The organism is Alkalibacillus haloalkaliphilus C5, from assembly GCF_000269905.1.
Lineage (GTDB): Bacteria > Bacillota > Bacilli > Bacillales > Alkalibacillaceae > Alkalibacillus > Alkalibacillus haloalkaliphilus_A.
This window is the reverse complement of record NZ_AKIF01000065.1, coordinates 1-14,806: the sequence shown is the minus strand read 5'-3', so window position 1 is coordinate 14,806 and position 14,806 is coordinate 1. Positions and strand designations below refer to the sequence as shown.

General features: G+C 39.6%; 12 protein-coding genes and 1 riboswitch. Of the genes, 8 read left to right on the top strand and 4 right to left on the bottom strand.

Annotated features, from left to right (window positions below):
* Positions 1 to 260: 260 nt before the first annotated feature.
* The 3 genes from A194_RS0108475 to A194_RS0108465 are packed head-to-tail and all read right to left on the bottom strand — an operon-like array spanning position 261 to position 3,366.
* Positions 261 to 1,592, bottom strand: a complete 1,332-nt coding sequence (locus A194_RS0108475; protein WP_017186417.1) for an ABC transporter substrate-binding protein — start codon at positions 1,590 to 1,592, stop codon at positions 261 to 263.
* A 29-nt stretch (positions 1,593 to 1,621) separates the two neighbouring features.
* Positions 1,622 to 2,431, bottom strand: coding sequence for a carbohydrate ABC transporter permease (locus A194_RS0108470; protein WP_017186416.1), 810 nt, complete (start codon positions 2,429 to 2,431; stop codon positions 1,622 to 1,624).
* Entirely contained in the window at positions 2,428 to 3,366 is a 939-nt protein-coding gene (locus A194_RS0108465; RefSeq protein ID WP_017186415.1) for a carbohydrate ABC transporter permease, read from the bottom strand. The genes A194_RS0108470 and A194_RS0108465 overlap by 4 nt, the downstream gene beginning before the upstream one ends.
* A 320-nt stretch (positions 3,367 to 3,686) precedes the next feature.
* Here A194_RS0108465 and A194_RS0108460 point away from each other — a divergent pair, with 320 nt between their 5' ends.
* Positions 3,687 to 3,887, top strand: a complete 201-nt coding sequence (locus A194_RS0108460) for a putative periplasmic lipoprotein (RefSeq protein ID WP_017186414.1) — start codon at positions 3,687 to 3,689, stop codon at positions 3,885 to 3,887.
* Positions 3,888 to 3,889: 2 nt separating this feature from the next.
* Positions 3,890 to 4,105 (top strand): hypothetical protein, encoded by a 216-nt coding sequence (locus A194_RS0108455; protein WP_017186413.1) that lies wholly within the window; start codon positions 3,890 to 3,892, stop codon positions 4,103 to 4,105.
* Positions 4,106 to 4,162: 57 nt separating this feature from the next.
* Here A194_RS0108455 and recQ read toward each other — a convergent pair whose 3' ends face one another.
* Positions 4,163 to 6,316, bottom strand: coding sequence for a DNA helicase RecQ (recQ, locus tag A194_RS0108450; RefSeq protein ID WP_017186412.1), 2,154 nt, complete (start codon positions 6,314 to 6,316; stop codon positions 4,163 to 4,165).
* 378 nt (positions 6,317 to 6,694) lie between these two features.
* On the opposite strand from recQ, the gene betA reads away from it, so the two are divergent.
* The 6 genes from betA to A194_RS17905 form a co-directional block, all read left to right on the top strand.
* Positions 6,695 to 8,380: a choline dehydrogenase gene (gene betA / locus A194_RS0108440; protein ID WP_017186410.1), complete on the top strand. Its 1,686-nt coding sequence runs from the start codon at positions 6,695 to 6,697 to the stop codon at positions 8,378 to 8,380.
* A gap of 99 nt (positions 8,381 to 8,479) precedes the next feature.
* The gene (betB, locus tag A194_RS0108435; protein WP_017186409.1) at positions 8,480 to 9,952 is read left to right on the top strand and encodes a betaine-aldehyde dehydrogenase; all 1,473 of its coding nucleotides are present in this window, start codon (positions 8,480 to 8,482) and stop codon (positions 9,950 to 9,952) included.
* A gap of 174 nt (positions 9,953 to 10,126) precedes the next feature.
* A riboswitch (purine riboswitch) is annotated at positions 10,127 to 10,228 on the top strand.
* A gap of 163 nt (positions 10,229 to 10,391) precedes the next feature.
* Positions 10,392 to 10,979 carry a xanthine phosphoribosyltransferase gene (locus A194_RS0108430; protein WP_017186408.1) on the top strand — a complete coding sequence of 196 codons (588 nt, stop codon included), beginning with the start codon at positions 10,392 to 10,394 and terminating at the stop codon, positions 10,977 to 10,979.
* Between the two features lie 19 nt (positions 10,980 to 10,998).
* Entirely contained in the window at positions 10,999 to 12,522 is a 1,524-nt protein-coding gene (locus tag A194_RS0108425) for a SulP family inorganic anion transporter (protein WP_017186407.1), read from the top strand.
* Positions 12,523 to 12,600: 78 nt separating this feature from the next.
* Positions 12,601 to 14,067 carry a 23S rRNA (uracil(1939)-C(5))-methyltransferase RlmD gene (gene rlmD, locus A194_RS0108420; RefSeq protein WP_017186406.1) on the top strand — a complete coding sequence of 489 codons (1,467 nt, stop codon included), beginning with the start codon at positions 12,601 to 12,603 and terminating at the stop codon, positions 14,065 to 14,067.
* Positions 14,068 to 14,349: 282 nt separating this feature from the next.
* On the top strand, positions 14,350 to 14,806 hold a 457-nt coding region (locus tag A194_RS17905), incomplete at its 3' end, for a hypothetical protein (protein ID WP_040402559.1).

Sequence of the window (14,806 nt, the reverse complement as noted above, 5' to 3'; positions counted from 1 at the left end):
ACCGCATGCAGACATTTTATTCTATACATCTCGAGTTTAAATTAACATAAGGCTTAGATCTTAAAATTTAGTTGTATTTTGATCTAATGCTGCAATGGATCTGATAAACCAATCTGCGCCTTGACTTCAATACCTATCCTAACTGAAGAAACGCTCCAGTTAGTAGAATAGCGATAGACATCGGGTCCACTCTTTCCTCTAATTACATTATGTAAGAAAAAGAGGCCCCGACAAAGCGAGACCTCCCCATGATTTATTAATTAGTTACCTTGCTGCTGGTTGTAACGCTCAATTTGTTCTTCGATATCAGCTGCTGCTTGATCGAGAAGCTCCTGTGGGTCCTCACCTTGGTAAAGTGCTTCAATTGCATTCTCAATAACGTTACGTGCTTCTGGGAAGACACCCATTAACGCACCCTGAGTTGCAGGCGTTAATGTTGTATTTTGAAGCTGATCAACACTTGTAGTGAACTGTGGGTATTCTTCATAAATGTCCTGGAGGATTTCGTTATCATACGCCTCAGGTGAAATTGGGAAGTATCCTGTCGCTCCAGCCCATACAGCTTGAACTTCTGGGTCAGCTGTGTACTTTATGAAGTCAAATGCTGCTTCCTGTGTTTCATCAGCAATACCGTTTGTCATCCATAGAGAACCTCCACCAACAATCACACCCTGTGGGTCCATACCATCTGGAACTGGTAAGAATGCTGTACCAACTTCAAAGTCAGCGCCTTCAACGTTTCCACGAGTTGCTGCTGTTGAGTCAAGGTACATCGCAACGTTTTCAGCCGCAAATGCTGTACGAATATCATCCCATTGACGACCGAAGTTACCAAGTGTACCCGCTTCGTTCATTTCATTTAACCATTCGAAAATACGTTGTCCTTCCTCACCATTAACTAACGCTTCGTCTGCTACTGCAGAACGGCCGTTATCGTTGTTAAGGTAATGGCCACCTTGGTTCGCAAGTAACTGCTCAAAGAACCAACCGTAAATTAAAATTGCGAATCCAGCTTCACCTGTAGCATCATTTAGCTGTTGAGAGTACTCTTGTACCTCACTGAATGTTCTTGGTGGCTGTTCAGGGTCTAAGCCGGCCTCACGGAACATGTCTTTGTTGTAGAACATGATCGCGTTAGACGTGTTGAATGGCATTGAGTAAAGGTCGCCATCTAACTGGTAGTAACCCAGTATGTTTTCTTCTAAATTATCAACGCTGAAATCGTCATCTGCATCGATGAACGTTTGAAGTGGCTCAATGAATCCACTTTCGCTCATGTACTGAGTTCCAACCTCATAAACCTGTACGATTGATGGCGCCTCACTAGTTCCACCAACAGCACGTAGCTGGTTTAGAAGTTCCTCGTAGCTACCCTGATAAACAGCGTCAACGTAGATTTCATCTTGAGATTCATTGTAGCTATTAACCATTTCGTCAATTGCTTCACCTGGTCCGCCACCCATCGCGTGCCAGAATGTTACTAGACGTTCACCGTCATCTGTCATTGGCACATCTGGATCATCGCCGCCACATGCAGCTAATAGGAAAACAGAAAGAATGACTAATACAGCCAAACTAAATAGCTTTTTCACAAAATCTCCCCCTTGTCAAATAGAGTAATTTATCCTTTTATGGCCCCTTGCGTCAAACCGCGTTTCAAGTGACTTAAGCCCAAGACCAAAAGAATCAATGTTGGTAGTAAGACCATGACAACCCCAGCCATAACAACGTTCCAGTTTGTACCGGTTTCTGCAGAGATCATCATTTTCAAACCAATTTGTACCGTACGCACATCATCATTGTTTGTTAATAGAAGCGGCCATAAGTACATGTTCCAAGTCGTCAAGAATGCGAAAATACCTAGTGCACTTAAAATTGGTTTCGATAATGGCATTGCAAACGAAAGGAAGAAACGAAAATGCGAACATCCTTCCATTTGAGCAGACTCCCAAAGCTCTTTCGGCAATGTCATAAACTGCTGCCGCATCAGGAAAATCCCGAATGCTGTCGCAAAGAACGGCACCATGAGTCCGGTATACGTATCTACCCATCCGAAATCTAAAATCGTAATGTAGTTAGTTAAGAATGCTGCTTCCCAAGGGATTAATAACGTTGACACAAAGAGGAAGAACATCACTTTCGCACCCTTAAATGGGATAAACACAATTGCATAAGCAGCTAAACTACAAATAATTAACTGTGCGACCATAACCCCAAATGCGACAATAAAACTGTTCATTAGGAAATGGAAAAGTGGGACACTTGTAAAGGCTCGCACATAGTTATCAAATGAAATACTTGAAGGCAATAATGCCCCGCGGTTAATCTCTTGTGTTGTCATAAAGCTGGCTGAAACCGCGTATAAAACAGGGAAGGTAATTAAGAATGCTGAAATGATGAGTAGTATGTAAATTATGACTTTTCGCATCATTGGTAATGCACCTTCTTTTCAACAAACTTAAATTGAATAATCGTTAAGATTAATACAAGAGCAAACAAGATCATGGCTTGCGCACTCGCTGTTCCAAAGAATCCACTTTCAAAAGCTTCCCTGTAAATCGAATAAACAATGAGGTTCGTACTGTTATTCGGTCCACCACCTGTTAAGATGTCAACCTGGCCGAATGACTGGAACGAGTTAATAATCGTCACAACACTTACGAAGAAGAGTGTTGGCGATAATAAAGGGATCGTAATTTTGAAGAGTTGTGTCCAATACCCTGCACCATCGACACGCGCACTTTCATATAATTCCTCAGAAATATTCTGTAATCCACCTAGTAAAATAATGAAGTTAAATCCTAAGTTCATCCAAATCGTTGTAATCGAGACTGAAATAAGTGCCCATGTTGAAGACGTCAACCATCCGATTCGATCAAATCCAATTCCAGCGAGGAGGTTGTTGAATACCCCAACACTTGGATGTAATAAAATTAACCAGATCGTCGCACCGGCTGCTACTGATACCCCTAGCGTTGAAGAAAATGCAACACGGAAAAATGGAATCCCGCGTACCTTTTCATTCGTTATGACGGCTAAGAATAACGAAACTATAATAGTTGTTGGCACCGTATAAAGAGCAAATAAGAATGTCGCTTTCATACTCGTTCGAAATGATGAAGACTCCCATAAGTATAAGTAATTTGAAAGCCCAGCAAATGAAATTGTATCTCCACGTGAGTTAACGACGAAAAAGCTAAAGTAGAGCGTTTTAAACATTGGATAAAATAAGAAAAAACCGATGATTGCAATGGCAGGTAACATGAACAGCATGGCTGTCCAAAAATTCTTCCGCGCTTTCTTTCGCTTTTCCTTGTCACGCGATGCTGGATCCATCAGTTGCTTTGCAGCAATTTGGTCCGTCATAATAACCCTCCCCCTCCAATTATGTACACTTTTCACAGGTCAAAAGAAACTCCATACGAAAACACACTACAGCGTTTTCAAAATTTTGAAATGGTTCATTTAATTACATTATATTTTCTATTTATTAGCTTTATGTTAACTGCGTGTAAAGGTTTTGTTAATTTGTATCCTGATAGTTTCATTCATGATTATATGGACCATAATCAGATCATAGAGTGGTACATATGCAAACCATTGAGCAACAATAACTGAAAGATTGAAGGCTTTAGCTTTAATAAGTTTCAATATTTTTTGTGTTTAAATTTAAGGAGTGATTTAAGATGAAGAAAGTTATTGTATTCATGATTATGACTGTTCTTCTAAGCGGGTGCGGACAGTCGAATCAGAATGTTGAAGATGTTCAAAAAGTGCATGAGGGTACAATAGTAGATAAAAGAGAGCGACATGATGGCACACTTCAATTTTTGTTAGTATCAAATGTTGAGGAAGAAATTCAAGATAATCTGAAGGGGAACTCATAAGCTTGGCTCAAGATGAAGATGGAGCTTATTACTCTGTGAGTGAAGAAAGTTTTGATGAACTCAGCATCGATCTACAAGTGGAAGTCTCTTGGAATGGGAATCAAGAAGAGTCTAATCCACCACAACGGATGGCAGATATGATTGTTGATTTTAAATGGCGAGAGGGAGACCAAAACACTAAGATAGAAGAAACGATAACGTTGGATTTTATTGAGTGAGTGTAAAAACGCCTGAAAGCAACAGGTTATTCCCCGTTCCTTTCAGGCGTTTTATCTTTATATAAGCTCATGCTTCAAACAAACAGCTTTAATCATCGTATAGGTGATGTCATCAGATAATGCATCTTTAATTGGTTTATAGCGAAACTCTTCTAAATTCAACTCATCAATAACTGTTAAAATCTGTTGTTCCGCCTCACTTGTGAAAAATCGCTCTAGATCAAGTTGATGTCCTTCTTCGTATGCTTTGAATAAGTGGCTAGAGATGGTACTTTTCGCAAGTGATCGTTCTTCAACAATCTCATCAATGTCTTTGCCTTCTGTAAATAGCTCATAAGAAACTAAATAACTTGGTTTGTCACTGTCTTTCCTTTCTTTCTTGAGTTTTGGCTGAGCGGGTTCAACCGTTCGATTGGCCATAATTTCATCTTCGTTCTCTTCTCGAAATGCTTTTAGTTTAGTTAGAAATGGCTCGCCATATTGTTCGTATTTCTTTTCCCCAATTCCTTTCACTTGTAGCATTTCAGGTTGTGTTGCGGGCACATGACGTGCCAGTTCTTTTAACGTCGCATCAGAGAAAATCATGTATGGCGGTAAGCTTTGCTCATCAGCAATTTCTTTCCTTAATTCTCTTAATGCCTGGAAGAGTTCTTCAGAATAGCCCGCTTGCACAGCTTTCTTTTGTTCAGGAACTTTTATCCACACTTTTTCCTCATTTTTAAGAACAGGAATGGCATTGGCTGTAAGTCTTAACACAGGGAACTGTGCATCAGTCACTTGTAAATATTGATCAGCGACTAAGTAGTTGATTAAATTAGTAATCTCTTTTTCTGTATAGTGGCTTAGCAGGCCATATGTTGAAAGCTGATCGAGTTTAAAATCGGTCACTCTCTGGCTTTTGGACCCTTTAAGTACTTTAGCCGTTAGTGTAATGCCGAACTTTTCGTTCATGCGTTTTACACATGATAAAATCATTTGAGCTTCTTTCGTCATATCCTCTTTGTGACCATCATCAAGACAGTTTGAGCATTTTCCGCATTGTTCAAAGTCTTGACGGTCCCCGAAATAATCTAAAATGTAACCTTGCAAACAGTGCGTCGTGTGACAATAAGCAATCATGTCTTGTAACTTTTGGTACTCACCTCTTTTCTGTTCTTCTTCAAGGTCTGATTGTTCAATGAGGAATTTTTGTAGCTGAATGTCTCTCGGTGAAAAAAGTAAATGACATTCACTTTCCACACCATCACGCCCAGCACGACCGGCTTCTTGATAATACGATTCAATGTTTTTCGGAAGGGCATAGTGTATGACGTAACGGACGTTTGATTTATCAATTCCCATACCGAATGCATTCGTTGCGACCATGACTTGGACATCATCTGATATGAAAGCTGCTTGTGCTTCTTGACGTTGTTCTTTTGACATACCTGCATGATATCGTGCTACTTCAATTCCCTTTTCCTTTAAAGTTTCATAGATTTGATCAGTCGTTTTCCGTGTTGCGGTGTATATAATGCCTGAATCATTTAAATGTGTACTAATAAAATCGTTCAAATAATCATTTGGGTTAACGCCTTTAATGACTTTAAACTTCAAGTTTTCACGGGCAAAGCCTGTCACAACCGTATGCTCTGAATTTATGTTTAATAGATTTTTAATATCATGAATGACTTGTTGTGTAGCTGTCGCTGTTAAAGCAATAGTCGGTGGCTGTTGTGAAAGTTGTTTTATGGACGGGACAACAGAACGATAACTTGGTCGAAAGTCATGACCCCATTGTGAAATACAGTGCGCTTCATCAAATGCGATTAAGGAAAGGTCAACCTTTTCTAGCATATTCAAAAAATGAGGTGTTTCAAAACGCTCCGGTGAGACGTAAACCATTTTATAGTTGCCGTTTATCATTTCATTCAGTCGATGTTGTTGTTCGGATCCATCGAGTGAACTGTTTATGTAGGTGGCTGGAATGTCGGTTGCGTTCAATGCCTCAACTTGATCGTTCATTAATGATATAAGTGGGGAAATAATGATCGCTGTACCGTCTAGAACGAGGCTAGGAATCTGGTAACATAACGATTTACCACCACCTGTAGGCATGATCGCTAACGTGTTGTTTTCGTTTAAAATTGAATGAATGGCTTCTTCTTGTCCAGGGCGAAAAGAAGAGAACCCATAGTAGTGGTTGAGTGTATGGACTGCTTGGTTAATCAAATTGATCCCCCTTTAAGGTTCGTAACTTCAATTAAGTCTATTATAACATTTTGCACTCCATAGTTTATGTCGTGGTAGCCAACTTTTAAATAGTCGTTTTTCATAGATGTGAAAAAATCACTTCACATCTAGTATCTCCAAAAGCCCATTCTCCGAATACCTAAAGAACTCTATTAAAAAGAAATTTAATAATCTAGCTACTTCACAGTTTACAGCTTTTTAGTCGTGTGTTATATTTATGTTGTTAAATTCGTTAAGAAAAAATTTAATAAAATTAACGCAACGGATGATTCATTTATTAAGTGTTATTTATACCCCCATTTATATATTACTTTTCATCCTTGCTTTAAGTTAAAGATATTCAAGGAGGTTTTTCATATGGCAGAAAGATATGATTACGTAGTTGTAGGAGGCGGAAGTGCTGGTTCAGTCGTAGCCAACCGTCTAAGTGAAGATAGTAGTAAAAGTGTTCTCGTACTAGAAGCGGGACGTAAAGACTTTGCATGGGATTTATTAATTCAAATGCCAGCAGCTTTACCATTCCCAGCTGGTAAGAAATTATATGACTGGATGTATGAATCTGACCCAGAACCTTATATGGATGGACGCCGTATTAAGCATGCTCGTGGTAAAGTGCTTGGTGGTTCTAGTTCAATCAATGGTATGATTTATCAACGTGGTAACCCAATGGACTATGAGCGTTGGGGTTCACAACCTGGTATGGAGTCTTGGGATTATGCGCACTGCATTCCGTATTTCAAACGTTTAGAAAATACCGCAGCAGCGGATAAAAATGATCCATACCGTGGTACAGATGGTCCGTTCACTTTAGAGCGTGGACCTGCTAAAAACCCACTATTCCAAGCATTTTTCAACTCAGCTGTAGAAGCGGGTTACTCACGTACGCCTGACGTTAACGGTTATCGTCAAGAAGGGTTTGGCCCATTTGATAAGCACTTAGAAAATGGTCGTCGTATGTCAGCGGCACGTGCTTATTTACACCCGATTAAAAATCGTAAAAACTTAACGATTAAAACACGTGCTTTTGTATCAAACATCGATTTTGATGGCCGTCGCGCAAAAGGATTAACGTATGAACGAAACGGTAGAAAACACCAAGTTGAAGCGGGCGAAGTTGTCTTAGCAGGTGGTGCGATTAATACACCACAACTACTTCAACTTTCAGGAATTGGCGATGCAAAACATTTAAAATCAGTAGGTGTTGAACCTGTCGTTGATTTACCAGGTGTCGGTGAAAACTTACAAGACCATTTAGAAGCGTATATTCAATATGCTTGTCCAGAACCTGTTTCTGAACAACCAAACTTAAGTAAAGTGAAAATGCCATGGATTGGCTTACAGTGGCTATTAGCGCGTAAAGGTGCAGCTGCAACGAACCATTTCGAAGGTGGAGGTTTCGTCCGTTCTAACGATGAAGTCGATTATCCAAACTTAATGTTCCACTTCTTACCACTTGCGGTTCGTTATGATGGTCAAAAAGCTGAAACGAAACACGGTTTCCAAGTACACGTTGGTCCGATGTATTCAGATGTTCGTGGTTCCCTTAAAATTAAATCAAATGACCCGAAAGAGTACCCAAGTATGGTGTACAACTATTTATCAACAGAACGCGATCGCCAAGAGTGGATTGAAGCATTACGTGTCACTCGTAAAATTATGTCACAACCATCCATGGCGAAGTATAATTCAGGTGAAATTTCTCCAGGACCTGATGTACAAACTGATGAAGAAATTTTAGACTGGGTTAAGAAAGATGCTGAAACAGCACTTCACCCATCTTGTACAGCAAAAATGGGACCTAAATCAGACCCAATGGCTGTAGTAGACCCGGAATCAATGAAAGTTCATGGCTTAGATAACGTGCGTGTCGTTGACGCATCAGCTATGCCACACATTACAAATGGTAATATCCACGCACCTGTCTTAATGCTTGCAGAAAAAGCAGCAGACTTAATTCGTGGTAAGAAGCCATTAGAGCCACTTCATTTAGATTATTACCGTCATAAAGTTGACCCAGTAGATGCTGGTGCAAGAGAGAGCTAATTTAAACTTAATAGGCGCTGTTGAAATGCTTGAGGAAAAGGGGCATTGGCAGCGCCTCTTATAGCTATCATTAAATTTCATAAATTGGAGTTGATCGTTTTGAATTTAAAACTGAAACAATACATTAATGGTCAATGGGTAGATGCTAAGTCAGGTCAAACGCGTGACATTATTAATCCATACAATCAAGAAGTTGTTGCAACTGTTCCTGAAGGTGATGACGCTGATGCTAAAGAAGCAATCGCTGCAGCGCGTGATGCCTTTGATCACGGCGAATGGGCAACACTTCCTGCAATTGAACGTAGTCAAATCGTACGTAAAATCGCTAACTTCATTGAGCGTGACCGTGAAGAGTTAGCACGTCTGGAGTCGCTAGACACAGGTAAAACAGTAGAAGAGAGTCGCGGAGACATGGATGATATTGCTGGTGTTTTCCATTACTATGCAGACATTGGGGATAAAAACGGCGGCGAAATGATCGAATCACCAATGCCGAATTCGATTAGTAAAGTCGTTCATGAACCAGTCGGTGTATGTGGACAAATTACGCCATGGAATTACCCATTGCTACAAGCTTCTTGGAAGTTAGCGCCAGCACTTGTAACAGGTAATACGTTAGTAATGAAGCCAAGTGAAATTACACCACTAACAACACTGAAGACATTTGAATTAATGGAAGAAGCGGGTGTTCCTGCTGGTGTTGCTAACTTAGTACTTGGCTCTGGTGCTACAGTGGGTGCTGAACTTTCAAGCAGTGTTGACGTTGATCTTATTTCCTTTACAGGTGGAATTGATACTGGTAAGAAAATTATGCAAGCAGCAAGTTCTAACATGAAGAATCTTGCTCTTGAATTAGGCGGTAAAAACCCGAACGTTATTTTTGCTGATGCGGATTTCGAATTAGCAGTTGACCAGGCATTAAACGGTGTATTTTTCCACGCAGGACAAATTTGTTCAGCTGGTACTAGATTAATCGTTGAAGAAAGCATTCACGATGATTTAGTTAACGCATTAGTTGAACGTGTGAAGCAGTTTAAGATCGGCAGTGGTTTTGATGACGATACACAAATGGGACCACTCATTTCTGCTGAACACCTTGGAAAAGTAGAAAAGTATGTTGAAAGAGGAGTCGAAGAAGGTGCAACATTAGCTGTAGGTGGTAAGCGTCCAGAAGATCCAGAACTACAAGGCGGCTTCTTCTACCTTCCAACGATTTTCACGGATTGTACAACGGATATGGACATCGTTCAAGATGAAGCGTTCGGTCCAATTATTACAGTTGAGAAGTTTAAGACTGAAGAAGATGCAGTAAAACTAGCGAACGATTCCATTTACGGCTTAGCTGGTGGTGTGTTTACAAAAGACATCGCGAAGGCTGAACGTTGTGCGGCAAAAATGCGCATGGGTACAGTTTGGATTAACGAATTCAACGTTTACTTCCCACACGCACCATGGGGTGGATATAAACAGTCAGGCATCGGCCGTGAATTAGGTAAGCTAGGAATCGAAGAATATACTGAAACGAAGCATATTTTACAAAATGTAAAACCTGAACCGTTAAATTGGTTCTAATATAAGGAATTGGCTGCTAATATGTTCAACGATTTGAGCATGTTAGCGGTTTTTTTGCAGATTAATTTGACCAACATTCAATAAACTAACTTCCAGAAAATTCTTTTGTTCGTTTTTTTAACATTAGGGGTTCAAATTAATAGACTTTTATAATACAATCTTCTTTATAACCGAACAATTTAATAAATACCTACTTGTATAATAGTGGAAATAAGGTCCACGAGTCTCTACCAAGTTACCGTAAATAACTTGACTACAAGTGGTTTCGATACTCGGGGAGCTTATGCTTAATTTAGGCGTATTAAATTCCTGGTTATTTTCGTACTTAATTTTTAATAGCTAAGTCGAATGTCTGAAATCACTTTAGTCAAAGTGGTTGACGGCATTCGGCTTTTTTTATTTTTACAGAAGTTTTTAGACGAATAAAGGAGGAACAAACATGGAGCAGTTGCAACGAGCGATTATAGAAAGAGGTTCAGTATTATCTGATGACGTGTTGAAGGTTGATCAATTTTTAAACCATCAAATCGATACAAATTTAATGATAAACATTGGAAGAGAGTTTGTTAGTCGATTTCAAGATAGTAAGATTACAAAAGTTTTAACGATTGAATCTTCAGGCATTGCGCCAAGTTTTATGGCTGCAAATGAATTAGACGTTCCACTCGTCTTCGCTCGTAAGAAAAAATCTCTTACAGTGACAGACTACATTTATTCGAGTGGTGTCTACTCTTACACGAAGCAAGAGATGAACAACATTACAGTGTCGAAAAACTATTTATCATCTGATGATCACGTATTAATAATTGATGATTTTTTAGCGCATGGAAATGCTGCACTTGGGTTAATCGATGTAGTCAAACAAGCGGGCGCATCTGTTGCTGGTGTTGGTATTGTCATTGAAAAGAGCTTTCAAGAAGGACGAAAAATGCTTGAAAGAGAGGGACATAGAGTTGAATCATTAGCTCGGATTCACTCATTAGAAGGTTCGAAAGTGTCATTTTTAGAAGAACTAGCGACAAAATAAACGATGAGGAGCATTAATCATGAATCAAACTGTAAATTATCCATTGTTTAAAAAAGAAGATACCGATGCGTTTTTCGCCTTATTTCAAAACAATTTAGCGAATTTCGTTATTATCGCGGTGACGATGTTAGGGTTAGGTTTTCCGGTGAGCATTGTATTTGGGCAAGTAATTCCTGGTGCAGCAGTTGCAGTGATCGTCGGAAATCTTTACTACGCTTACATGGCAAAACGACTAGCTCAAAAAGAAGGGCGGACCGATGTTACAGCGTTATCGTACGGAATTAGTACGCCTGTAATGTTTGTGTTTTTATTTGGGGTGTTAGTCCCTGCCTATACGTTGACGGATAATTATCAACTTGCTTGGCAAATTGCTGTTGCAGCAGCATTTATTAGTGGTTTAATACAAGTTATTGCAAGTGTCGCAGGAAATTGGATTCGCGCTCAAATTCCACGAGCAGCCTTATTAGGTGCTCTTGCTGGTGTAGCTCTTACATTTGTTGCTGGTGAGATGTTATTTAATACGTTCTCAATCCCAGTAGTTGGCCTTGTCGCACTCGTCATCATTATTGTCGGTGTTATTGGTAAGATTGCCATGCCATTTAACATTCCACCGACATTATTTGCGATCGTAATCGGAACAGTTTTAGCTTTTACGTTAGGTTATCAATCAACAGGACAAATTGCAGAAGGGCTTTCTAATGTAGGGTTTTACCCACTCATTCCAAGTCTGGCAGCATTTGATGGCATGAGTTACTTATTTACTGCTTTAGTTGGGTTGTTAGCTGTCATTTTACCGATTACACTATACAACTCGATCGAGACGATGAACAATGTCGATGCGATGGATGCTGCTGGTGATGGTTATGATGTCCGTGAGTGTCAAGCTGTAGACGGTGTTGGTACAATGCTTGGTTCGATTTTTGGTGGCTTATTCCCAACGACAGTCTACATTGCATCTGTTGGTTCAAAAGAAATGGGAGCAGGGCGTGGTTATAGTATTTTAAACGCTGTTGTATTTGGTCTTGCAGCCGTAACAGGTGTCATTGCCGCTTTATCTGCAATTATTCCATTAGCTGCTATTGCGCCTATTTTAGTATTTGTCGGACTTTCAATGGTTGGAACAGCTTTCCAATCGAATAAAACGAAATACTTCCCAGCTGTTACGATCGCCATGCTACCATATTTCGCAAACTACGTCATGACACGTTTTAATGCAGATGCCGGCGCAACAGTTGCTGAAATCTCTGAAGGAATTGTCCCACTTGGGGAAGGGGCGATGTTTACAGCGATCATTTTAGGTGCGATCACAGTGTTTGTTATCGACCGACAATTCATTAAGGCGGCCATGTTCTCAATTATCGCAGCAGGTTTATCATTTGTCGGATTCATGCACGCACCTGAGTTGGCGATCAATGCAGCGCCAGACTATGCAGTGGCTTATTTAATTATTGCTGTATTCTTTGTCTATTTAGCTTATAAAGAAGCGAACAGTACCATTAAAGTTGTACAGAACGAATCAGTTAAACAACAAGCAGCTTCCTAAACTAACGTCTTATTTTACTATCGGTTTAGGGTAGTATATAATGAGATGTCAAAGATTAGAAAAAGTTAGGTAGTGCTTATGTCAAAACGTAAAAATAATGCATCATTTAAAAAGTCAAATAAAGAGCAAAAGCAACACGGTAAGAAAAAGAACCATACTGCTCCAAAAAATCAGGCGAAACCTCAAGGTAATCCACCTAATCAAGGCAAAGAAGCTGTGACAGCCGAATTGACGTGTAACGGCTTGGCCAATGATGGTAAGGGTCTTGTCGATTGGGAAGGAAAGCAATTAAAAGTACCTTACCTTTTACCTGGTGAAACAGCAGAAATTGCAATCATGAAAAAAGGGAAGTACTATAACACAAAGTTGAAACGTGTCTTAAAACCGTCTAAAGACCGCGCAAAGCCGCCATGTCCGTATTATTATGACTGCGGTGGTTGTCAGCTTCAACATATGAACAGTTCAGCACAAGATCAATTAAAACAAAATACGGTCGATCACTTAATGAAGCCTTTCGTGAAGCCACAACCAATTATGGCGATGGATCACCCGTGGGATTACCGCAATAAAAATACTATGACATTTGGTCTAACGAGAAACCGCCAAATTATCGGTGGACTTTATGCACAAAATACACACCGCATCATTGATATGGATCGATGTATCATCCATGATCCGAAAGCAGATCAAATCGTCCATACGATTAAAGGCATGATGAAGTCGTTCAAAATGATCCCATATAACGAAGATTCAGGACAAGGCTTTTTAAGACACGTCCTCATTAAAGTCGGTAAAACAAGTGGAGAAATTATGGTCGTCTTAGTCGCTGCTTCACCGATCTTTAAAGGAAAGAACAATTTCGTTAAAGCGTTAAGAAAAGAACATCCTGAAATCTCAACGATCCTTTTAAATATTAATGACAAAGACACGAGTATGGTGCTTGGTGATCAAGAAAAGATTCTGTTTGGAAAAGGAACGATTACTGACACATTATGTGGGATGAAATTTGAGATCTCACCGAAGTCCTTTTATCAAATTAACCCTGCTCAAACTGAAAAGCTATATGGCAGAGCAGTTGAAATGGCTGAACTGACTGGTAAAGAGACTGTCATTGATGCTTATTGCGGAATTGGCACAATCGGCCTGATCGCAAGTCAAAAAGCAGGAAAAGTGATTGGTGTCGAGTCAAACAAAGATGCCGTTCGTGATGCGATTCGTAATTCAAAGCGTAACGGTGTGAATAATGCTAGGTTTTATCAAGGCGATGCTGGCGAATTCATGGTCCAAATGGCTAATCACGGTGAGAAAGCCGATGTCGTCATCTTAGACCCGCCCCGAAACGGCAGCGACGAAGCCTTCTTATCAAGTGTTGTAAAGCTTAAGCCAAAGCGTGTTGTATATGTCTCGTGTAACCCAGAAACACAAGCACGCGATATGAAGTACTTAGTGAAGAACGGCTATAAAGTTGAAGAAGTTCAACCAGTGGACATGTTTCCTCAAACGCACCATGTCGAGTCTGTTGCGAAGTTAGTGAGGAAATTGTAACCCAACAATAAAGTTGTAACATTCATAAAAAAGTCATAACAAATCAGGCATTTTGTGAGAATAAAGTTTGAACAGACGCTTGAGAATTGTAAGGGAAAACGTTGATTCCCTGCATTTCTCAGGCGTTTTTTAGTATGAATTTGTTGTTAAGGGAGAGAGGGACATAGTAACTTTTCAATAAGTTCACTCGGTATTTAAGTGTGTTTTATTTTTGTATGGGTATTGTACGCATGAATCAATTATAATAACATAAAGAAAAGTCAGAAAATGAGTGAGTTGATTATGTCAAAAAAGGATAAAGTAACCTGGTTTGGTCTTGGATTTATATTTTTAATTAGTCTTGTTATGCTTTATTTTAATATATCGTTAACCTCCTTACCGACTACATTTTCACATGTGGTTAAAGATCACTTAGAAAATGAAGAGGACTTTGAACAAGTTGATTACTTAGTTATTAGTCAAAGCCCAGCAGTAATAACAGGAGGTTTTTTTGACAACTTAACAATTCATAAACCTGATGATAACCGAGAGTTTATAATTGAGAATGAGAGTGAGGTTTATGACCTCTTAAACAGTGACATGCGTGTTTACAATGGTGGGAGAATTGAAGAAAAAATTAAGGTTTTCAGCATGTATATGCACTTTAAGGATGGAAGTAGACAAGATTACCGAATAGATGAGGGGTCTATTGCCATTACGACTGACGAAGGTATAACTCAATACAAAGTTTTAGATGATT